Source organism: Hymenobacter sp. BRD67 (assembly GCF_013256425.1).
Classification (GTDB): domain Bacteria; phylum Bacteroidota; class Bacteroidia; order Cytophagales; family Hymenobacteraceae; genus Hymenobacter.
On record NZ_CP053904.1, the window covers coordinates 2267687 to 2287244 of the forward strand.

Consider the following 19558-nt stretch of genomic DNA (forward strand, 5'->3'; position numbering starts at 1 on the left):
CCTTTGCACGATGGAGTATCAGCTAACCAAGCTCGCCGCCATCGATATTGGCTCCAATGCCGTACGCTGCCAGATTTCGGCCGTTTTGTTTTTTGAGGGTCGCTACCGCCTCAAGCGCGTCGAGTACGTGCGCTACCCGCTGCGGCTGGGCGAAGACGTATTTGCCACCGGCGAGATTCCGCCGGCCAAGGCCGATAAGTTCGTCAAGTTTCTGCACGCCCTTAAGCTGCTGATGGAGGTACACGAGGTACCGCACCACCTCATCTGCGCTACTTCGGCCATGCGCACGGCCCGCAACGGCGCGGCCGTGGCCGCCCGCGTAAAGCACGAGCTTGGGCTCGATATTCAGGTAATTGATGGCCAGGCCGAAGCCGCCTACATCAACCGCGTAATCGAGCACCTGCTCGAAGACAACCGCCACTACCTGCACATCGACGTGGGCGGCGGCAGCACCGAGTTTAATATCTACCACGCCCGCCGCAAGGTGGCCGCGCAGTCGTTCGAGATTGGCTCCATCCGCCGGATGCAGCAGGAAGAAAGCGGCCGCTCGGTAGACGAGATGAACGGCCTGTGGCAGCGCATGGAAGGCTGGGTGCGCGAAAACGCCCGCCGCTACCACGTCACGCGCGCCATCGGCACGGGCGGCAACATTAACAAGCTGTATAGCATGTCGCCGGCTTCGCCCAACCGGCCCATCACGCGCCGCAGCGTGCAGGCGCTGCTCGACCGCCTCGGCGGCCTGACCATGAACGAGCGCGTAAACGTGGCCATGCTCAACCCCGACCGCGCCGACGTGATTGTGCCCGCCGGCCACATCTACCTCGCGGCCATGGAATGGGCCGGCGTGAGCAGCATGCTGGTACCCGACATCGGCCTGAAAGACGGCATGATGCAAGCGCTGTTTGAGCAGTACTTTGATGAAATCAGCCCCAGCGTGCACCCCAGTATGCTGCCGGTGGCCGACGTCGAAAACAGTCCTATCCAGTAACTAAGCTTACTCCTCGTCCACCACCGTGGCCGTGATAGCAGCCTCATTCTCTACGGCCAGTTCCAGCAGTGCCGTTCCCTGGCCAAAGTCGTCGGCTTCCTCTTCCAGGGCTGGGGCAGCAGGAGCTTCGACCGCCGCAGCTTCGGCGGCCGCCAGCTGCAGGCGGCGGGCCGTTTGCTCGTGCAGCAGCGCCAGCAGGCCTTCGGGCGTAGCGTTAGTGAGTTGCGCCTCGTCGGGGCGGCGGTAAAAGTCGCGGTGAATATTGATGGCCGGCTCGCCGGGCGCCGGGCGCTGGCAGATGTATGCCCCGTCTTCGCGCATGGTGTAGCTGTTCTGGGTATCGAGCAGGTTGAGCTGCAGGATATTAATTGCCTCGCGGCGCAGCTGCGGGTTCACAATCAGAAACAGCGCCTCAATGCGGCGGTCGAAGGAGCGCACCATGGCATCGGCCGAGCCGGCGTAGAGCTTGGCTTCGCCGCCGTGGTGAAAATAGAACAGCCGGGCGTGCTCCAGATATTCGCCCACGATGCTTTTCACCTCAATATTCTCGCTCAGGCCCGGCCGGCCCGGCCGCAGGCAGCAAATGCCCCGCACGATAAACCGGATGGGCACGCCCGCCTTGCTGGCTTTGTAAAACTCGTCGATTAGCTCCCGGTCTTCCAAGGAGTTCATCTTCATTACGATACCGCTCGGCAAGCCTTTTTTGGCATTCTTAGCTTCTTCGCGCACCAGGTGAATAAGCTGCTGGCGCATGTCGCGCGGGGCCGTAATGAGGTACTCGTAGTCGTCGGGCTGCGAGTGGCCGGTGATTACATTAAAGAATTCAGATACATCGTGGCCGTACGTATCGTTGGTGGTGAGCATGCTCAGGTCGGTATAAAGGCGCGAGGTCTGCTCGTTGTAGTTGCCCGAGCCGATGTGCACGTAGCGCGTCACTTTTTCGCCTTCCTTACGAATAATCATCAGCATCTTGGTGTGGGTCTTGTACTTACCCACGCCGTAGATGACGAAGCAGCCGGCCTTTTCGAGCCGTGCGCCCTCCCGGATGTTGCGCTCCTCGTCGAAGCGGGCCTTCACCTCAAACAAAACCGAGACGTGCTTGCCGTTTTCGGCCGCTTTGAGCAGGGCAGCCGTTACGCGCGAATCTTCGGCCAGCCTATATATAGTTTGCTTAATACCTAGCACCTGGGGTCTTCGGCGGCCCGTTCCAGCAGCCGCACCACCGGCTCGATGGAGTTGTAGGGGTGGTGCAGCAGCACATCGTGGTGCTTGAGGTACTCAAACATGTTTTCCTCCGCCCCTTCGGGCAAGCTCAGCGGCAGTACCGGGGAAGGCAGCTTGGCACCCTTACCACGGAAGCTGGGATAGCGCAGAATCTGGTTTAACCCCTTCATATCCAGCAGCACCGGAATCACGAAGATGTTGCCGTTGTCGATATTCCAGCGCTCGCGCAGAATGTTCATCAGGTAGGGCGAGGCATCGGGCTCGACCTCCACGCGCACCACCCGGCCGCGCTTGCGCGTTTTCAGGCCAATCTGAATCTCCTTGATAAAGTCCGTATCAATATCTTCTGATTCTTCCAGCGTAAAATCGCCGTTGCGGGTAATGCGAAACAGGTCGGCCGAGAGAATATCGACGTTGCGGAAGAGCTTGGGCAGGTTGGCCCGCACAATTTCCTCAATGGGCACAAACACCACCCGGTCTTTGCGGGTAATCTCAAAAAACCGCGTCAGGTTTTGCGGAATCTGCACGAAAGTCAGGCGCTCCTGGCCCTTTTCCAGGTCCGGTGTCGTTACCAGGTTGGCCGCCTCGCTTAGCCCGCTTTCGCGGGTCACCACGCCAAAGGTCAGCACCTGGTTCATGATGAGCGGGAAGCCGTGGTACGAGTCGTACACCATGGGCGTGAGCAGCGGAAAGACGGTGTTTTTGAAGTAGCCTTCCACCTTTTTCAGCTCAATCTCCGTCAGCTCCTCCATCCGCCGGATGCTGAAGCCGTTCTTCTCGAACTGCGGCTTCAGCTCGTTTAAGTACGTCAGCGACTGGTCATTGACGAAGCGATGGGCAAAGTCGAGCAGCTTGCGCCGAAAAGGCAGTTCGCGCAGGCCCGAATAATCGACGCGCTCCTTGCCGTAGTCGAGGTAATTATAGAGCGAGCCGACACGAATCATAAAGAACTCGTCGAGGTTCGAGCTGGTAATGCTCAGAAACCGCAGCTTGTCGAACAGCGAGCGGCTGGGGTCCTTAGCCTGGTCGAGCACCCGGTAGTTGAAGCGCAGCCAGCTCAGGTCGCGGCTGATATACTTGCTTTTGCGGATAAGGTCGGCAGACTTGAAGAGCTTCATAAAATCACGGATTAGACGGATTTAAACGGATTTTACGGATTTAGGGGACGTAAAACCGGCGGACTGAGTGGGAATGGCAGTTCAGTTAAGCATACGACGTAAGGGGGCGCCCGGACGCCCCCTTACACGCCGGCAAAAACGTCGGCCCACTGCAAGGCCAGCTCCGGCAGCGTGTGGCTGGGCACGAGACCGGGCTCATAATATTCGCCTACGGCCTGGTACTCGCCGGCTTGCAGCACAAAAACGGCAATGCTCTGCTCACCGGGGTACACAATCCAGTATTCGGCCACGCCATTTTCGGCGTAGAGGTCAAACTTGGTGCGCGTGTCGTGGATAGCAGTGCCCGGCGACACGATTTCGATAATCCAGTCGGGCGCCCCCAGGCAGCCCCGTGCGTCGAGCTTGGCCGGCTCGCAGACCACGCACAGGTCGGGCTGCACGACGGTGCGTATCTGCTGGTTGCCGTTGGCCCCGCCCGTAGTCAGGCGCACGTCGAAGGGCGCCGCAAATACCTGGCAGGTTTTGCCCAGCAAAAACGTATCTACCAGGCGGCTAAAATTCATGGAGCACCGCTGATGGGCGCGGGCTGGGCCGGCCATCCTGCGCAGCACCCGGCCGCGAATGAGTTCTACCACATCCGTGAATTTCCAGCTCAGGTAGTCGGCGTAGGTGTAACGCTGGCTAGGGTCGAGCTGCGCAATATCGGTAATGAGGGGGACGGTCGGGGCCATACCTGCAAAATAACGGCATGGGCCGGGAGGAAGGGGCAAGGCGCAAAAAAGAAACCCCGGTGCCCGCCAAAAACGACACGGTTTGGCACGGTGGGTTGTCACTTTTGGGGTATTCTTTCTCCTACTATGCGCGTTGCTGCCTCAAACTGGCGTGGGTTCAATGCAGTGTAACTCGTAACAATCTTTCGGGGAGGCTGCGCCTCCTATAGAACGACCCAACTGAACAAGCTTGACGGCGCAGAGCCGACTTACCGCTGCCGCGGTAATGGAAGTGCAAGCTTCACGAATAAAAGCCACGAGTTAGGGCTGCGCCTAAGCTCGCGCCAGTGTTGGCGCTAGCTTACCCTCAAACACGTCGGCCCACTGCAGCTGCAGCTCGGGCAGGGTATGGCAGGGTACCAGACCGGGCTCGTAGTAGTCACCTTTCGGCTGATACTCATCGCCTTCGAGTACGAAGACGGAGATGGCTTGCTCGCCGGGATATACTATCCAGTACTCGCCCACGCCGTTCTCGGCATAGAGGTCAAACTTGGTTTTGGTATCGTGGGTGGCGGTGCTGGGCGACACGATTTCGATAATCCAGTCGGGAGCCCCCAGGCAGCCGCGCTTGTCCACTTTGCTGAGGTCGCAGATGATGCACAAATCGGGCTGCACCACGGTTTGCACCTGGGCGTCGCCGTTGCCGGTGCTGCGCAATAGGCGCACGTCGAATGGTGCGGGGGATACGCGGCCGGGCTTTCCTTTGAGGTAGTTCCAAATTACCCCATTAAAATTAGAGGAGACAATCTGATGGAATGTAGTCAGGGCCGACATCTTGCGATGTACGCGGCCGCGTATCAGCTCCATATATTCACTGAACTTCCAGCTCAGATAGTCGGCATACGAATAGGTTTGGCTCAGGTCGAGCTGCGAGATGTCGGTAATCGGGGCCGTTGTATCGCTAAGAGGAGCCATAGTAGCAGAAATTTACGCCCGGAAGCTTAAAGCCGTTCACTCGCGCCGGGCGCGCTGCGGCATGGTCAGCAGCAGCAGCAAGAACAGGCAGGTGCCCAGGCTGTACCACGTAATAACGGGCAGGCCCCGGAAATAAGGCATCTCAGGCGGGTAGTGGCCGAGCAGGCTCAGCCCGCAAACACGATGCTGCCCAGCGCCAGCAGCGCCAGAATGGTGCGGCTCACGAGCTGGTCGGCCTTGCGTAGCAGGCTGGTATAGCCGCTCAGCTCCACTTTCACCCGCAGCTCGCCTTTGCTGATTTTGCGCATTATCTGGCGCAGGTCGCTGGGCAGGGTTTGCAGCAGGGCCAGCAATTGGGTACCGGTATATTCGGCCTCGCTTAATATATTATCCGCTGAATATTGCTCCCGCATGATGCGGGTCCCGTAGGGGCGCACAAACTCGAAGGTATTGAAGCTGGGATGCAGCACTTTGCCGATACCTTCCAGGATAACCAGCGCCCGCAGAATGAGGAATACCGCGCCCGGCACCTGCAGCTTATAGCGGTAGATTATCCCCTGAAGCGAGTCGGCCAAATCGCTCATACTCATCTCTTTTACATCGAGCAGGGCAAAATCCTCAATCAGGCTGTTGAGGTCGGCCTCAAAGGCCCGCATATCCGGGATGTCGCTGCTGAGAGCGAGGCGGCGGAAGTTGAGGGCCATGCCGCGCGCATCCTGCCGGGCCATGCCAATAAACACCCCCGCAAAGGCATATTTCTGCTGCTTGGTGAGCTTGCCCACCATGCCGAAGTCGATGAGCACCAGCGTGCCATCGGGGCGCACGAGCACGTTGCCGGGGTGCGGGTCGGCGTGAAAAAACCCAAACTCGAAAATCTGGGTCAGGTAAATATCCATGCCCGTTTCGGCCACGGTGGCGGGGCTCAGGCCCCAGGCCAGCAGCTGCGGCTTATCGGTTATCTTACAGCCATTTATAAACTCGATTACCAGTATTTTAGCAGTACTCAGCTCGCGGTAGGGCTTGGGTATGTAGAAGCTCTCGTAGTGCTCATAGAGCTTGCGCATCTGCTCCATCGCGCGGGCCTCGGAGGTATAGTCCAGTTCCTTGGTCATGCTGCGCTCAAAGGCATCAACCACGTCCTGCGGATTAGCCAGGCCCTGGCTGCGCAGAAACCCCGCCGTGAGGCGCACCAGCTCGTGGAGCAGGCGCAGGTCGCCGGCTACTTTCTCGCGCACGCCGGGACGCTGAATTTTAATAACCACTTCCTCCCCGCTGTGCAGCCGCGCCCGGTGCACCTGCCCGATGCTGGCCGAGCCAACGGGCTCATTATCAAAATCCAGGAACACCTCTTCGAGTGGGCGACCCAGCTCGGCTTCGACAATCTGGCGGGCTTCCTCCACCGGGAAGGGCGGCACATTGCTTTGCAGCTTCTCAAACTCATCGATGAGGGCCTGGGGCAGCAGGTCGGCCCGGTTGCTCAGGGCCTGGGCCAGCTTGATAAACGTTGGCCCCAGCTCCTCGATAATCAACCGGATACGCTCCCAGCGGGTGGTTTGAAATACGGCGCGCTCGTCGTTTTCCAGCCAGCGCAGGCGGCGGCTCTGGCTCACGAGGCGGCGCAGGGGCGTGGTTGTTACCACGTCTTCGAAGCCGTAGCGCAGCAGCACCTCGGCCACCTGCCGAATGCGCGTCAGATTGGAAATAGTATTTTTAAACAACACGAAACAAGCAGCTTAAAGCGAGTGGCCAGCCGCGTAGCCAGCCTTTGCACGGATTTTGCAGCGCCGAGCCAGCCACCGGGCAGCGCAAAGGAAACTGCCCGCTGCTGATTGCCAGCCGGGTGCTTACCTTTTCGTCAAATCTACGCCCTGGCGTTCTCCTATTTCGCTCCTTCTGCTGCGCCATGACCAACCGCTTACACCTGCTGATTGAGCAGCTCGACCGCGCCACCGAAAATGCCCTGGCCACGGCCGAGGCGCTGGGGCCCCGCGCCTACGTGCATCCGGTGCCGGGCCAGTGGGCGGCGGCCCAGGTAATTCACCACTTGCTTACGGCCGAGAAAAGCATTGCCGGGGCGCTGCGCCACGCGCTGGCGGCCGACCACAGCGGCTGGCAGCTGGCAAGCATCAAACATCGTATTCGGGCTATGCTACTGCGCCTGGCATTGCGCCTGCCGGGCCTGCGCTTCAAGGTGCCCCTACTCTGCCGCCCCGCCCGCCCCTGCCACCATTGCCCCGCTGCCCGAGCTGCGCGCCGAGTGGGCCGGGGTGCGGCGCCAGTTGGAGCAGGTGCTGCACGAGTTTCCGGGCACCAAGCTCAACCATACCGTTTTTCGGCATCCGCGCGCCGGCTGGCTCACCATTGGCCAGACCGTAGCCTCGGTGCTCGACCATACCCTGCACCATCAGCAGCAGCTCAACCGGATTAGCAAGGTCCTGAAGAAGTAGCTTACTTTTCCTCCACGGCCATTGCCTGGGCCAGCTCGGCGGGCGGCACGGTGAGCTTGCGGCGGTCGAGGTCGAGCCAGGCGCCGTCGACGGTGACAGTGGCGGCAACGCGGCCATCGGCCTTATATATAGTATGCTCTATAGTCCAGCGCGAGCCGTCGGGCGTGCCGGCGGTTACGCGGCCTTCTACCCGAATCTGCTCGCCGCCGTGCAGCTCCTTGAGGTATTTGGTTTCTTCGCGGAAGAGAATGGGGCCGAGGCGCAGCTCGCCAAAGCGCTTGATGTCGAAGCCCAGGCTGGCCAGCCAGCCCACGCGCTGGTCGGCGGCAAAATCGGCATAGGCCGAGTGGCGCATGTGGCCGTTGGGGTCCAGCTCGGCCCAGCGCACGGTATAGCTCTGACTATGTGGCATTCTTGGTTAGTTAGTTAACGTATGGACGGGGCAGCTGAATGCTTGCGCTTACTCAATGCCCGCCTCGAAGCCGCCCACCAGGGTGAGGCGCACCAGATACTGGCCGCCTTCGTCTTCGCCCAGAAAATCTACTTCGTAGCCGGCCTGGCGGGCGGCACCTTCGAGCAGGGAAGCATCAATAAACAGCCACGAAAAAGGCTGCCCGCTCTGGCCTTTGTACTGAAAGGTGTACTCGACCTCGCCATAATACGGGCCGTTGAGATTGAACACCAGCGCCCCGTCCTCGTCTTCGTAGAGGTAGCTGATGTCGGACGAGGTAGCCAGAATCTGGCCGTCGGGCGCGAGCAGGGTGCGGGCGTGAGCCAGAAACTTGTCGAGGCCTTCGAGGGTACCGGCCAGCCCGAGGCCATTCATCAACATCAGGATAGTGTCGTAGGGCGCTTCCTGCGGCGCGCGGGGGCAAAGATGTCGTGCCGGGCCACCTGGCGCACGCCGCGGGCCTGCATCACCTGCACGGCCCCGGCCGAGTGGTCAATGGCCTTCACATCGGCAAAGCCCCGGCTTTGCAGCTCCAGCGAATGGCAGCCCGCGCCGGCCCCGAGGTCGAGCACGCGGCCCCGGCACTCGTCGAGGGCCTGGCGCTCCAGCTCGGGCATGGCGAGCAGGGTGCGAAAAAAGTAAGCGGCGGGCAGCGCCTCCTCGTCGGCGGCACTGCACTGCACGGTGAGGGCGGCCGCGTGGTGGCCGTGCTGATAATCGAGCAGGGCCTGGCCGATGAGGTCGGGAGCTTCGTGGGGCATAAGCAAAGTAAGGACGGGTGGGCATGGCCGGCCGGGCGCTTTTAAACGTAAATAGCCTCCGACCGGCCGGCAAAGGTCCGGCTGCTTTTCGCTTTCTCCCCTGTCCCATGGCTGCTTCGCTGAAAAAAGGCCAGCTCCCCACCAAAATATGCGCCACCTGCGGCCGGCCTTTTGAGTACCGCAAGAAATGGCGCAATAACTGGGAAGAGGTGAGGTATTGCGGGGAAAAATGTCAGCGAAACAAGAAAAATGCTGATTAATTTATCGATGAGTACTGGTTAATGAAGCGCTTTTTTTTCAGTAACTATTAGCCGTTTAAAGTTAAATTAATCAGTAACCGGTAAAAAATTAACCAGTAAAAGAATGGCCTCCAATCTCGATTACCTTGACCCTGCCCTGCTTCCGCTCGAAGCGAAAGTAGAAGCTTTACTCGCCGCCAAGGAAGACCTGCGCAAGCTGACCGTGGCCGAGCGCAATGAGCCTGCCCACGATGCCAACGTGGCGGCTTCGGCCGCCGGGTTTGACCAGCGCCCCCCACCGGCTCGTTCGACCAGCACGCCGATGAGCTGGCCTTGCAGCACCAGGATGCGCAGGATGCCATCGACCGCCTGCAGCAGGATATTCTGGCCCTGCTGCCCACCCGCGATGAGTGGGTAAAGGTGAATCTGGGCTACGGCCCCAGCCGCGTGGGCGCCTGGCGCGTGCCGAACCCCAACGGCTCGGGCGCTGACTACTACGAGGTGCGCGTGGTGATGTAAAAGAAGTAGCGCGGATGTTGTAGTCCGCGCTACCTCATCAATGCCCTGAGTCCCAGTCGTAGCCCTGCTCGGCCCAATAGTCGGCGGGACGGGTATCGGCAAAGGAAATGGTACCGATGCGCTTGAGGTGCTTGATGCCGTATTTCAGCGGCGTTACTAAGCGCAGGGGGGCGCCGTGCTCCAGGCTAAGGGGCTGACCGTTAATCTCGTAGCAGAGCAGGGTTTGTGGATGAATTGCGCTGTGCATATCCAGGCCCACGTAGTACTCCTCATCGGGCGTTACCAGGCTCACGTAGGGCGCCAGGTCGGCGGGCAGGTTGGATATGTCCTTGATAGGCTGGCCGCTGCGGGTAGCCAACGGATACTGGGCCAGGAAATCGACAAAGCGCGCCCCGGCCCAGTTTACGATAATGCTCCAGCCCTCGATGCACTTGAGCTGCGTGGTCATCTCGATGCGCGGCAGGGCTTTGATAGCAGCCAGGGTAAACTCGTGGGCGTTGCCGCCGCCGTAGGGCTGCACGGCCAGGCGCCAGGTGGCCAGGTCGAGGGGCGACTGCAGGCCGGCGTCGCCGTTGGTACGCACCTCGCGCACGGCCAGGCTTTTGGCAAACTCGGGGGCCAGCCGCGTTTCGCGGAAATACGCGGCCGTGAGGCGGCTGTTGGCATCCATGACGCGCCGGAAAGGCGCGGGCGTGCCGTCGGCATCGGGGCGGCCGAGCAGGTAGCGCCAGCCCAGCACGCCGCCCAGCCCGGCCAGCCCAAGGCCAATAAACGAGCGCCGGGTGCGGCGCGTAGCCTCCCGGTCGAGCGCCGCATCGGGCGAAGAGCTTGACGGAATGGGATTTTCGGGCAAGGGCGTTACTTCCTGAGTCATAAATGGGATAAACTAACCGCTGGATACTTAAACACTGGCATCGGGCTGACGCTGGGTGAGCACGGGGCCGCCGGCTCCAACCGCGGGCGCGGGTACCTCCTCCATCTCAAAACCTGCCACCATGGAGCGGAAATTATTCCAGCCGGCGCGGCCCACCTGCGCCACGTGCACGATAAAAAACAGCACGTAGCCCACCGTCAGCACAAAATGCTCGACGCGGGCGGCCTCATAGCCGCCCAGGCCCTGGGTAAGCCAGCCAAACTGCGTGGGCTTGTAGATAGACAAGCCGGTGAGCAGCGAGCCCAGCCCCATGACAATAACGGCAGTGTAGGCAATGCGCTGCGCCCCGTTGTATTTCTGCACCAGTGGAGCCGTTTTGCGCAGGCCCAGGTCGTGCAGCGTCACTTCGATAGCCTCGCGCACGGAATGCCGGTTGGGCAGCAGATAGCGCCACTCGCCCGAAAACAGGGTGTAAAGCACATAAAGCAACCCGTTTAGAAAGAACACCCACATCAGCAGAAAATGCCAGGCCATGCCCTGCGCCAGCTTGTGGTCGAGGTGGGTGGCATCGTAGAACGACTGCGGGAAAAACTTGTAGAGCGTGGTATCGCCCCAGCCCAGGCGGTATATATCATTTGCCCAATATATCCACAGGCCGCTCCATATCATGAGCGCCAGCACCGGGAAATTGACCCAGTGAAACCAGCGAATGGCCAGCGGATGCTTTTCGACGAGTTTTTTCATAAAAGTCAGCAGTGCAATGCACCTACGAATGTAGCTGTGCAGCGGGGTAGCGACAAGGTAACAGGGAGTTGTACCGACTAAGCGGGCTGCCGGGGTTGAGCCGGCTGTCCGCTCTTCGTTCGCGCCGCTCGTTCTTGCGGCGAGCGGACAGCCGGCTCAACCCCGGCAGCCCGCCCCGGCCAAGCTATACCCGAGCTTGGCAACCGCGCTAACTGCCTAAGGTTGCTTATAAAGTACGCCGCCCTTCATCACGAGCTGCACCTGGCGCAGAGCCTGCATCTGCTGGGTGGGGTCGCCGGCCACGGCCACGAGGTCGGCGAGCAGGCCGGCGGCAATGCGGCCCCGGTCGGCGAGGTGAAAAATTTGGGCGTTGCCGCTGGTGGCTTGGCGCAATACTTCCAGGGGCGTGAAGCCGTAGTCCTGCACCAGCAATTCCATTTCGCGGGCGTTGTCGCCGTGCGGAAATACGCCCACGTCGCCACCCATGGCAAACGTTACGCCGGCCTGGCGGGCGGCCTGCACGGCGCGGTGCTTCTCCGTAATGCGCTGCGGGTCGGGGCCCTGCCCTTTTTTCCAGCCCCGATACTGCGAGATGGCATCCGAAGCGGCTACCGTGGGGCACAGCGCCACGCCGTTCTTTTTCATCAGCGCAAAGACTTCGGGCGTGCCGCCATCGCCGTGCTCAATGGTTTCGACGCCGGCCAGCACGGCGCGGCGCATGCCTTCGGCGGTGCTGGAGTGGGCCACCACGCCGCGCCCGGCCGAGCGGGCGGTCTGCACTATCAGCGTCAGCTCTTCAAGCGAATACGTGGGCTGCGCCGCGCCGCCGGGCCCCCAGCGGTAGTCGGCATACACCTTTATCACGTCGGCCCCGTGGCTGATTTGCTCCCGCACGGCCCGCACGAGGTTATCAACCCCATCGGCCTCCTGCGCGCCCTGGGGCAGGTCTTCCACGGCGGCCAGGTGCGGGCCGTAGCTGCCGGTAGCTACCAGCGCCCGCGTGGCCACCAGCAGGCGCGGACCCGGAATAATACCTTCGTCAATGGCTTGCTTGAGGCCCACATCGGCGTAGCCGGCCCTTCGGTGCCGAGGTCGCGGGTGGTGGTGAAGCCAGCCAGCAAGGTTTTTTGGGCGTGCACCGTGGCGCGGGCTACGCGTAGCGCCAGCGGCTCGTTCATCACCTGCTCGTTCCAGCTGGTTTCGTTGTAGGGGTGCAGCAGCAGATGCGAGTGCCCTTCAATAAGGCCGGGCAGCAGCGTAAGGCCGGGCAGCTCCAGGGTGCGCGCGCCGGCCGGGGCGGTCACCTGCGCGGCCGGACCGGCGGCCGTTATTTTCTGGCCCTCTACCAGCACCACCCAGCCGGGGTGCAGCACCTGGCCGTCGAACACGGCGGCGGGGTGCAGCAGGGTTGTCGTCTGAGCCGGGCTGAGCAGGGGTAACAGGCAGCATAGTAGAATCAGCAAGCGCATTTTCTTGGGGTCAGTGAGAGACCGCAAAGTAAGCGCCGGGCGGGCTGCCCACTACCCCTACTCGCCCGGATGGTACTGCCGCTCCACGTGCTTGGCCACGTCTTCGGGGTAAAACCACACGTCCTTAAACTTCCCTTCGCAGTAGAGCGGGGCCTGGTCGGTGAAGTGCGGCGAGTCGGGCCGGCTGGCCTGGCCGCCGGTTACGACGGAGCGGGCCACCACGCGGGGGCCAAACTCGACTACCGCCACGAAGCTGTTGCCGACGTTGCCGTAGCGCTTTTTGGTGCCGGGGTAGGTATGCGCCCCGAAAGCCGCCAGCGAGCCCCAGGCCGACGACGTGAAGGCCACCGGCCGGCTGGGCTGCTGGTCATCAAAGGTTTCGTCAATCCTGCCGGTCAGGCGCTGGTAGCGGTTTACTTCGCCCCAGGCTACTTTCCAGCTGCCAAAATCGCGGGTGAGCTGGGCCTGGGTTTCGGCCAGGGCGGTGAGCTTTTCCTCGGGTGAGGTGTGGGCGATAACGAACGAGGTAAAGGCCAGGTAGCTGGGGCTCTGCCCGGCGGGCAGGCGGGTGCGCGCCAGCCGCTGGAGCCGTTCGGCCCAGTAGATAGCCAGCGTTTGGGCGGTAGAGGTGGCACTGTAGTTCAGGTTCCAGCGGCGCAGCAGGTCGATGGCCTCCCCTACTCCTTCGGGCGCCGTGCCGCCGGGCGCGTCGATGGTCAGCTGATAGTCATTAAACAGGGCCGGCAGCAGCTCCTCGAAGCCCGCCAGGTGCGGGTCGTCGGCCGCCGCGATGAGCGTATCGAGCGTGAAGGCTTTCTTACGGCTCAGCACCCGCACCGCGTTGATACCCCGGTAGTTTTCGGCATCGGGGGCCATGTAGGGTGGGTAGTTCAGCTTGTCGGGGCTGCTGCCGGGGCCCGACACGGTATAGGGCGTCGAGTTGCAGTTCTGGATAAAGCCACTGGCGGGGTTACGCACCTGCACCAGCTCTTCCACCTTGTGCAGGCCCTGCCACTCGGTGGCCTTGGTGCTGCCGTCTACGGGCTGGTTCCAGTCGTAGCCGGCCGGGCGGCGTGGCATAAAGTTGCCGTGCCAGTAGGCAATGGTGCCGGTATTATCAGCAAAAACGGTGTTGTTGGAGGCGTTGCCGTTCAGGCGCATTACCTCGCGAAAGCTGGTATAGTCGTGGGCCTTGGTGCGCAGATACGACTGCTCCAGCGCTTCGAGCGGCGTATCCATCATTTTCACCGTTACCCACTTATCGCCCTGCTTGCCTACTACCGGGCCGTGCGGCGTGCGGTACGTGGTGAAGTGCCGCCGCTGTCGTCGGCCATCCTTTATATAGTATAAAGACAATGTATCGGTGGGCATCGGCACCTGCTTGCCCTCGTACTGATAAAAATACTTGCCGCCCTGCTCGGTTACCGTTTCAAGGTATTCGTCCATCGAGTCGGCCTGGCTGGAGGTGTGCATCCAACCGCATTTCTCATTGAACCCCTGGTAAACAAAAAACTGCCCCACGTAACGGCCCCGTAGGTATTGAGGCCGGCGGCGCTGGTGAGCTGCACCTCGGAGCGGAAATAAAAGGAAGTGTGGGGGTTGATGAGCAGCAGTGGGTGGCCGCTGGCGCTTTTGGCCGGCGCAATGGCAAAGCCGTTGGAGCCCACCGGCTCGCGGTCGGCTTGCAGGGGTCGGGCAGGGGCGCTGCCACGACGTGCCCTTGGGCTGGCTATAAAACGCCTTAAGGCGCTCTACGGGCACCACGCTCACGTTGCCGCCAATGCTGCCCTCGCTAAAGAGCAGCGGCATCCAGGGCTGGAAGCGGTGCAGCAGCCGGGGCTTCACGGTGGGATGCGTGGCCAGGTAGTAGTTGGTGCCGTCGGCGAAGGCGTGCAGCAAGTCCTTCATCCAGCGCGGGCTGCGGTTGTAGATACCCACGGCCCGCGCCGAATCGAGAAACAGGCGCTGGCGCAGGTCTTCGTAAAGCGCGGCCTCACCCTGCACTTCGGCCTGCCGGCCCAGCGCCGTGATATAGTTGTCCTCGACTCGCGCAAAGTCGTCTTCGCATTGCCCATAAAGCAGCCCGAATACGGCATCCGCATCGGTCTTGCCCGTGATGTGGGGCACGCCCCAGGTATCGCGCACGATGGTAACGCGCTGGGCCTGCTGCTTCCAGCGGGCTACTTCGGCGGGCGTAAACACCTGGGCGCTGGCCTGGCCGGCCGCCAGCAGCAAGAGGAGGGTAGAAATTTTTTGCATGAGAGAGCGGGTCGTTTACCCAGATTTCGCCCAAGGGACAACCCGACCGCAAGTTAGGTTGCCCCGACACTTAACGCCTACCTGGTGCCGTTTCCAAATCCGAGCACCAGGCGGGCTGGACACGAACTTGGAATCCGCTCTATGTCAGGTACTGCACCTCTACCTCTGCTTACACCACCCGCATAATGACGCAGAGCGAGCCCACCGCAATAGCCACCCACAGCAGCAGGCCCAGCACGTAGGGCCGCACTCCTACCGAGCGCACTACCCTGGCCGACAGCCCCGCGCCGATAAAGAACAGCGTGAGCGTGAGGCCGATTTTGGCCAGGCTTACCAGCACCGGCCCCAGCGGCCGCACGGCCGGCACGAAGGTATTGAGCAGCATAGCCCCGATAAAGCCGAAGATAAAATACGGAATCTTCACCTTTACCTCCTGCTGCTTAAACAGCAGGGAAGTGCCGATAGACACCGGGATAATCCAGAGGGCGCGGGCCAGCTTGACGGTGGTGGCTACCTGCAGCGCCTGGTCGCCATACACTTTGGCGGCGCCTACCACCGACGAAGTATCGTGAATGGCGATGGCGCACCACAGGCCAAACTGGTTTTGCGTCAGGGCCAGGGCATGGCCAATGGGTGGAAAGGCAAACAAGGCAATGGCATTGAGCACGAATACCGTACCCAGCGCTACCGACATCTCTTCGTCTTTGGCCCGCAGCACCGGGCCGACAGCCGCAATGGCCGAGCCCCGCAGATGGCAGTGCCGCACGAGATAAGATGCACCACGCGCCGCCCCAGCCCCAGCCATTTACCGATAAAGTAGCCCAGGGTGAGCGTGCCGAAGATAGAAACCACCGTAAACAACAGCCCCTCGCGGCCGGCCTGCACTGCCGCCTGGGCGTTCATGCCAAAGCCCAGGCCGATAACTGAAAATTGCAGCAGATTCTTGGTCAGCGATTTGGTAAAGGCCGGGAACGGATTACCGAGCAGCTGGGCCAACCCTAGGCCCAGCGCCAGGGCAATGGGTGGCGAGGCCCAGGGCGTGAGGCAAAACGCCAGCAACCCGCCAAATACCACCTGCCGCAGGGTAATGCTGCGCCCCAGCAGACGGTGCGGCGCTTGAAAATAGTGCCCGAATCCGGACGACCCACCCGGCTCAGCAGGAGGGACGGAGGCCGCTTTATCGGCCGAAACAGCAGGCCGGGGCAGGTCGGCGGGACGGGTGGGTGGGGAAAGTAGCAGCGGCATGGGGGTAGAGAATAACTACCCCACAAAGGTACCAGGCTGCCTGTCAATACGTTTATCCAAAAAGGTTATCTGATATAACCTGTTGTTATGCACAGGTATTTGCTGACGGCTTTTCGCTGCTCGCCCACTGCTGCAGCTTTGGTTTGTGCCATCAGTCGAGCGACGAGCAGCCAAAACTAAAAAGCTCAGCACTGACTGTGGGCAAAGCTCAGAAAGCGTTGCGCGGCCCGTGAAAGGGGTTCTCCTTGTACCCAGACGGCCTCAAACTGCCGGGGTAAGTGCAGGCCCTCAATGGGCACAATTTCGAGCTGGCCCGCTGCCAATTCGCGGGTAAGTGCCCGCCGCGACACGAAGCCCAGGGCTTCGGGAGCGGCTTCCAGGTAGCCTTTGATGGCCTCCGTACTATTCAGGTAACAGGCTACGTGCAGGCTGCCCAGTCTCACTTTCAGTTCGCGCAGGGCAAATTCCAGCACTTCGAGGGTACCCGAGCCGCGCTCGCGCAGGATGAGCGGGTGCGCCAGCGCTTCGGCCAGCGGCAGGGGCATGGCGGGCGGCCCGGCCGGCGTGGCCCGGCGCACGGCCACCAGCTCATCGGGCAGCAGCAGCTCGTAGTGCAGGTCGCGCGAGCGCGAGCGGCCTTCCACGAAGCCCAGGTCGAGGTCGCCGCGCAGCAGGCCATCGGCAATCTGCTCGGAGTTGGCATTGTGCAGGGTCAGCACCACCTGCGGGTAGCGCTGCTGAAAAGCCGGCAGCCAGCCGGGCAGCACGTACTGGCTGAGCGTGGTGCTGGAGCCTAGGCGCAGCCGGCCGGCCGCGGCGCCGGGGTCGCGCAGGGCATCCAGCTGCTCTTCGAGCTGCCGCTGGGCGGCGGCGGCGCTTTCGGCGTGGGCCAGCAGCAGGCGGCCGGCCTCGGTGAGCGCTATCCGGTTGCCGAGGCGCTCCAGCAAGCGCTGGCGGTACTGCGCTTCCAGCTCATGGATGTGCCGCGTCACGGCCGGCTGGCTGATAAACAGCTCCTGCCCGGCCTTGGTAAAGCTCAGGTGCCGGGCCACGGCGGCAAACACGCGCAAGCGAAAATCGGACATATGCCAAAGTACGGCCCCCGGCTGCATTTGCCTGAAGTAGCTTGCACGCCCAATACCTTTTGTGAGCAGCGCGCCGTAAGAGGCCTGTTACCTTTATAAAGCTGCTCCTAAGAAGCGGCTATTGCTTATGACCCTGAACAAGACTTTCCTGGTGCTGGCGGCAATGGCCGCCCTGGCCTCTTGCCGCGAAGCCAATACCAGTGTACAAAGCCGGCCCACCACTACCGGCGGCAGCGAGGCCAGGGCACTGCGCTTCGACACGACCTTTATTAAAGCTACCGGGGTGCGCACCTACCCGCATACCTATACCGGCAGCATGCTGGTGGGCCAGACTAAAAAAATAGCCGTGCCGGTACAAATAAACTGGACTACGGTGCAGGAAAGCGGCTGTGCGCAGGTAGCCGCAGTGCAGGTGTATCAGCTCAATGCCGACGACCGCCGCACCCACCTCATGGCCAAAGCCATGCGCGATGCCGTGTGCCGGCCTGGCCAGCTGCCGGCGGGGGGCTCCTCCCCTGCCACCAGCAGCGCCCCCTACACCGGTGCCGCTTATCTTAAACTGACCTGCGAGGCCCGCGAGATTCACCGCACCACGTCTATCAACTTCACCGTCAATGGCCTGGGCTACCACGACACGTTGGATGGCGATGCGGCCACCCCGGCGCAATAGTCCCTTCTCACCAGTACATCAAAAAGCCCGGCCGCTTACTGGCCGGGCTTTTTGATGTACTGGTGAGCAAGCTATTAATTGAGGTAAATGCGGTGCGTGAGCTCGAAGCGGTGCGGTGCGAAGGCATTGTAGTAGGGCGCTGGCCCATCGAAGGTGAGCACGTGCACCAGCGGAATGCCTTCGAGGCGGCTATCGACGACGCGCACGGGGTACACTTCGCCTACCGTAGGCCAGTCGCCACCGTGGTTGGCGGGCCGGTTATCGGCGTCAATGCAGCGGGCATAATCCAGGTAAGGGGCGGCCGTAGTGGCTTCGGCCAGGGTGTAGCTAGCAACTTCCATAAGGCAAAGGTATTGATAAACAAATAACTACGCAGCCGGCAGCCGAATATTGGCGGGGGCCGCGACTAGTGAGCTTAACACCGCCGTGGGGCCGGAAGTTTGCGCCGCGCTCATTTTTACTAAATGGCCCGTCGGCTTGCCGCACGTAGCGATACTGGGGCAAGGTAAGCAACGCTCACCAAACCGGGCCGACTTTACCGGTGTGCTTACCTTCCGGCGTTTGCCGGGCATTGCCGCCTATGCCCGGCGGCTGCGCCGGAGCGGGCACGCTGCAATACATAGAAAATAATTAATATTCAGAATGCGCTTCCATCCTCTTTTCCTAATACTTACCTGGCTGGTAACCAGGGCCAGCTGGGCGCAGGCACCGGTCAAAGTCCAGGTAGTAGTGGCGCAAAATGGCTCGGGCGATTTTCAAACCATTCAGGCGGCTATCAACAGCCTGGCGACGGCGGGCGGGCCTTTGCCCGTGGTATTTGTTAAAAATGGCATTTACCACGAAAAAGTAACCGTTGAGGGCAAGCCCGGCCTGGTGCTGCGCGGCCAAAGTGAGCGGGGCGTGGTCATCACTATTTCGCAGTCGAATGCCGGCTTTCGCTGCGACCCGGCCAATGCCACCCGTTGGGACGTGGCCACCCTGAACCTGCGCAACAGCCCCGACGTGACCCTGGAAAAGCTGACCGTGGTGAACAGCTACGGGGCCGACCATCCGCAGGGTGAAACCATTGCCTGCCCCGGCGCCCCCAACGGCCAGAAAACGATTGCCAGCGCCGACCACCAGATGGCGCTCTACACGGCCGCCAACACCACGCGCTTACGCGTGCAGCACTGCACCTTTCGCACCCTGGGCAACGACACTGTCAGCCCCTGGGACAAGGAAACGGGCATGTATTACTTCAAGGACTGCACCCTCGAAGGCTCGGTGGATTTTTATTGCCCGCGCGGCTGGGCCTACGCCGAGAACTGCCGCTTTATCTGCCACAACCTCAATGCCGCCATCTGGCACGATGGCTCGGCGAACCGGGAGGCCAAAACGGTGCTCAAAAACTGCACTTTCAGCGGCGATGCGGGCTTTAAGCTGGGCCGCTACCACCACGAGGCGCAGTTTTATTTGCTCAACTGCCGCTTTGCCCGCACAATGGCCGATGCCGATATTTACCCGGCCCCTTCGGGCGACTCGGCCCCGCGCTGGGCCGGCGCGTGTATTACTACAATTGCCACCGCCAGGGCGGTGACTATAGCTGGCTGCATAATAACCTGCATACGGCCGAGCAGGCCCCCGCCCCGGAGCAGATTACCGCCAACTGGACTTTCGGCGGGCAGTGGAACGTAGACCCTAACGCGCCGCCATTGCCCGCGCCGCCACCTTCCAAGTGAGCAGGAGCGCTGCCAGGAAGAGCTCAAAACATATAATTTATTATATATCACCTACTCAGCCA

20 protein-coding genes and 4 pseudogenes are annotated in these 19558 nt (G+C 61.5%); 6 read left to right on the forward strand and 18 right to left on the reverse strand.

What is annotated here, in order from left to right:
• Positions 1 to 10 precede the first annotated feature (10 nt).
• Positions 11 to 988 (forward strand): Ppx/GppA phosphatase family protein, encoded by a 978-nt coding sequence (locus GKZ67_RS10595; RefSeq protein ID WP_173242250.1) that lies wholly within the window; start codon positions 11 to 13, stop codon positions 986 to 988.
• A 6-nt stretch (positions 989 to 994) separates the two neighbouring features.
• Here the strand turns inward: GKZ67_RS10595 and GKZ67_RS24575 are convergent, their stop codons facing one another.
• From GKZ67_RS24575 to GKZ67_RS10620, 6 genes and pseudogenes are all read right to left on the reverse strand, one after another.
• Positions 995 to 1852 (reverse strand): hypothetical protein, encoded by an 858-nt coding sequence (locus GKZ67_RS24575; protein ID WP_410505070.1) that lies wholly within the window; start codon positions 1850 to 1852, stop codon positions 995 to 997.
• A pseudogene (locus tag GKZ67_RS24580) lies at positions 1841 to 3330 on the reverse strand (polyphosphate kinase 1); the annotation flags it as partial. The pseudogene GKZ67_RS24580 and the gene GKZ67_RS24575, both read right to left, overlap by 12 nt.
• Positions 3331 to 3452: 122 nt before the next feature.
• Positions 3453 to 4061, reverse strand: coding sequence for a Uma2 family endonuclease (locus GKZ67_RS10605; protein WP_173242251.1), 609 nt, complete (start codon positions 4059 to 4061; stop codon positions 3453 to 3455).
• Between the two features lie 312 nt (positions 4062 to 4373).
• Positions 4374 to 5015 (reverse strand): Uma2 family endonuclease, encoded by a 642-nt coding sequence (locus GKZ67_RS10610; protein ID WP_173242252.1) that lies wholly within the window; start codon positions 5013 to 5015, stop codon positions 4374 to 4376.
• A 167-nt stretch (positions 5016 to 5182) separates the two neighbouring features.
• Positions 5183 to 6736, reverse strand: a complete 1554-nt coding sequence (locus tag GKZ67_RS10615; protein WP_173242253.1) for an ABC1 kinase family protein — start codon at positions 6734 to 6736, stop codon at positions 5183 to 5185.
• A 194-nt stretch (positions 6737 to 6930) separates the two neighbouring features.
• The gene (locus tag GKZ67_RS10620; RefSeq protein ID WP_173240514.1) at positions 6931 to 7149 is read right to left on the reverse strand and encodes a hypothetical protein; all 219 of its coding nucleotides are present in this window, start codon (positions 7147 to 7149) and stop codon (positions 6931 to 6933) included.
• Between the two features lie 133 nt (positions 7150 to 7282).
• On the opposite strand from GKZ67_RS10620, the gene GKZ67_RS23460 reads away from it, so the two are divergent.
• Entirely contained in the window at positions 7283 to 7462 is a 180-nt protein-coding gene (locus GKZ67_RS23460; protein ID WP_254244755.1) for a hypothetical protein, read from the forward strand.
• 1 nt (position 7463) lies between these two features.
• On the opposite strand, the gene GKZ67_RS10630 is transcribed toward GKZ67_RS23460, so the two are convergent.
• The 3 genes from GKZ67_RS10630 to GKZ67_RS22595 are packed head-to-tail and all read right to left on the reverse strand — an operon-like array spanning position 7464 to position 8674.
• Entirely contained in the window at positions 7464 to 7874 is a 411-nt protein-coding gene (locus GKZ67_RS10630) for an acyl-CoA thioesterase (RefSeq protein WP_173242255.1), read from the reverse strand.
• A 48-nt stretch (positions 7875 to 7922) separates the two neighbouring features.
• Entirely contained in the window at positions 7923 to 8294 is a 372-nt protein-coding gene (locus GKZ67_RS22590) for a hypothetical protein (protein WP_217278566.1), read from the reverse strand.
• Positions 8294 to 8674 (reverse strand): hypothetical protein, encoded by a 381-nt coding sequence (locus GKZ67_RS22595; protein WP_217278567.1) that lies wholly within the window; start codon positions 8672 to 8674, stop codon positions 8294 to 8296. The genes GKZ67_RS22590 and GKZ67_RS22595 overlap by 1 nt, the downstream gene beginning before the upstream one ends.
• Positions 8675 to 8781: 107 nt before the next feature.
• Here GKZ67_RS22595 and GKZ67_RS10640 point away from each other — a divergent pair, with 107 nt between their 5' ends.
• On the forward strand, positions 8782 to 8934 hold the full coding sequence (locus GKZ67_RS10640) for a DUF2256 domain-containing protein (protein WP_173242256.1): 153 nt from the start codon (positions 8782 to 8784) through the stop codon (positions 8932 to 8934).
• Between the two features lie 312 nt (positions 8935 to 9246).
• A complete protein-coding gene (locus tag GKZ67_RS10645) occupies positions 9247 to 9432 on the forward strand; it encodes a hypothetical protein (RefSeq protein ID WP_173242257.1) in 186 nt (61 codons plus the stop codon).
• Positions 9433 to 9469: 37 nt separating this feature from the next.
• On the opposite strand, the gene GKZ67_RS10650 is transcribed toward GKZ67_RS10645, so the two are convergent.
• From GKZ67_RS10650 to GKZ67_RS10675, 8 genes and pseudogenes are all read right to left on the reverse strand, one after another.
• A complete protein-coding gene (locus GKZ67_RS10650; RefSeq protein ID WP_173242258.1) occupies positions 9470 to 10306 on the reverse strand; it encodes a molybdopterin-dependent oxidoreductase in 837 nt (278 codons plus the stop codon).
• Positions 10307 to 10333: 27 nt separating this feature from the next.
• Positions 10334 to 11050, reverse strand: a complete 717-nt coding sequence (locus GKZ67_RS10655) for a cytochrome b/b6 domain-containing protein (protein ID WP_173242259.1) — start codon at positions 11048 to 11050, stop codon at positions 10334 to 10336.
• A gap of 216 nt (positions 11051 to 11266) precedes the next feature.
• Positions 11267 to 12112 (reverse strand): amidohydrolase family protein, encoded by an 846-nt coding sequence (locus GKZ67_RS10660; RefSeq protein WP_317172118.1) that lies wholly within the window; start codon positions 12110 to 12112, stop codon positions 11267 to 11269.
• On the reverse strand, positions 12037 to 12546 hold the full coding sequence (locus GKZ67_RS24585; protein ID WP_317172119.1) for a hypothetical protein: 510 nt from the start codon (positions 12544 to 12546) through the stop codon (positions 12037 to 12039). Before GKZ67_RS24585 ends, GKZ67_RS10660 begins: the two co-directional genes overlap by 76 nt.
• 30 nt (positions 12547 to 12576) lie before the next feature.
• Positions 12577 to 14186 (reverse strand): annotated as a pseudogene (locus GKZ67_RS23465) (penicillin acylase family protein).
• Between the two features lie 193 nt (positions 14187 to 14379).
• Positions 14380 to 14778 (reverse strand): annotated as a pseudogene (locus GKZ67_RS23475) (penicillin acylase family protein); the annotation flags it as partial.
• 169 nt (positions 14779 to 14947) lie between these two features.
• Positions 14948 to 16023: pseudogene (locus GKZ67_RS25135) on the reverse strand (YeiH family protein).
• A gap of 185 nt (positions 16024 to 16208) precedes the next feature.
• Positions 16209 to 17108 carry a LysR substrate-binding domain-containing protein gene (locus GKZ67_RS10675; RefSeq protein WP_173242260.1) on the reverse strand — a complete coding sequence of 300 codons (900 nt, stop codon included), beginning with the start codon at positions 17106 to 17108 and terminating at the stop codon, positions 16209 to 16211.
• A gap of 127 nt (positions 17109 to 17235) precedes the next feature.
• Between GKZ67_RS10675 and GKZ67_RS10680 the strand changes: the two genes are divergently transcribed.
• Complete coding sequence (locus tag GKZ67_RS10680) at positions 17236 to 17778, forward strand: hypothetical protein (protein WP_173242261.1); 543 nt, start codon at positions 17236 to 17238, stop codon at positions 17776 to 17778.
• Positions 17779 to 17852: 74 nt separating this feature from the next.
• Here the strand turns inward: GKZ67_RS10680 and GKZ67_RS10685 are convergent, their stop codons facing one another.
• Entirely contained in the window at positions 17853 to 18119 is a 267-nt protein-coding gene (locus GKZ67_RS10685) for a hypothetical protein (protein WP_151089043.1), read from the reverse strand.
• Positions 18120 to 18420: 301 nt separating this feature from the next.
• Between GKZ67_RS10685 and GKZ67_RS10690 the strand changes: the two genes are divergently transcribed.
• Positions 18421 to 19452: a pectinesterase family protein gene (locus tag GKZ67_RS10690; protein ID WP_173242262.1), complete on the forward strand. Its 1032-nt coding sequence runs from the start codon at positions 18421 to 18423 to the stop codon at positions 19450 to 19452.
• Positions 19453 to 19558 lie beyond the last annotated feature (106 nt).

Excerpts from the sequence above, each read along its gene's own strand:
- GKZ67_RS10680 (WP_173242261.1), top strand. The coding sequence starts at position 17,236 with ATGACCCTGAACAAGACTTTCCTGGTGCTGGCGGCAATGGCCGCCCTG.
- GKZ67_RS10685 (WP_151089043.1), bottom strand. The coding sequence starts at position 18,119 with ATGGAAGTTGCTAGCTACACCCTGGCCGAAGCCACTACGGCCGCCCCT.
- GKZ67_RS22590 (WP_217278566.1), bottom strand. The coding sequence starts at position 8,294 with ATGTTGATGAATGGCCTCGGGCTGGCCGGTACCCTCGAAGGCCTCGAC.
- GKZ67_RS10630 (WP_173242255.1), bottom strand. The coding sequence starts at position 7,874 with ATGCCACATAGTCAGAGCTATACCGTGCGCTGGGCCGAGCTGGACCCC.
- GKZ67_RS22595 (WP_217278567.1), bottom strand. The coding sequence starts at position 8,674 with ATGCCCCACGAAGCTCCCGACCTCATCGGCCAGGCCCTGCTCGATTAT.
- GKZ67_RS10620 (WP_173240514.1), bottom strand. The coding sequence starts at position 7,149 with ATGTTTGATGCTTGCCAGCTGCCAGCCGCTGTGGTCGGCCGCCAGCGC.
- GKZ67_RS24575 (WP_410505070.1), bottom strand. The coding sequence starts at position 1,852 with ATGCTCACCACCAACGATACGTACGGCCACGATGTATCTGAATTCTTT.
- GKZ67_RS10655 (WP_173242259.1), bottom strand. The coding sequence starts at position 11,050 with ATGAAAAAACTCGTCGAAAAGCATCCGCTGGCCATTCGCTGGTTTCAC.
- GKZ67_RS10595 (WP_173242250.1), top strand. The coding sequence starts at position 11 with ATGGAGTATCAGCTAACCAAGCTCGCCGCCATCGATATTGGCTCCAAT.
- GKZ67_RS10610 (WP_173242252.1), bottom strand. The coding sequence starts at position 5,015 with ATGGCTCCTCTTAGCGATACAACGGCCCCGATTACCGACATCTCGCAG.
- GKZ67_RS10640 (WP_173242256.1), top strand. The coding sequence starts at position 8,782 with ATGGCTGCTTCGCTGAAAAAAGGCCAGCTCCCCACCAAAATATGCGCC.
- GKZ67_RS10650 (WP_173242258.1), bottom strand. The coding sequence starts at position 10,306 with ATGACTCAGGAAGTAACGCCCTTGCCCGAAAATCCCATTCCGTCAAGC.
- GKZ67_RS10675 (WP_173242260.1), bottom strand. The coding sequence starts at position 17,108 with ATGTCCGATTTTCGCTTGCGCGTGTTTGCCGCCGTGGCCCGGCACCTG.
- GKZ67_RS10605 (WP_173242251.1), bottom strand. The coding sequence starts at position 4,061 with ATGGCCCCGACCGTCCCCCTCATTACCGATATTGCGCAGCTCGACCCT.
- GKZ67_RS10690 (WP_173242262.1), top strand. The coding sequence starts at position 18,421 with ATGCGCTTCCATCCTCTTTTCCTAATACTTACCTGGCTGGTAACCAGG.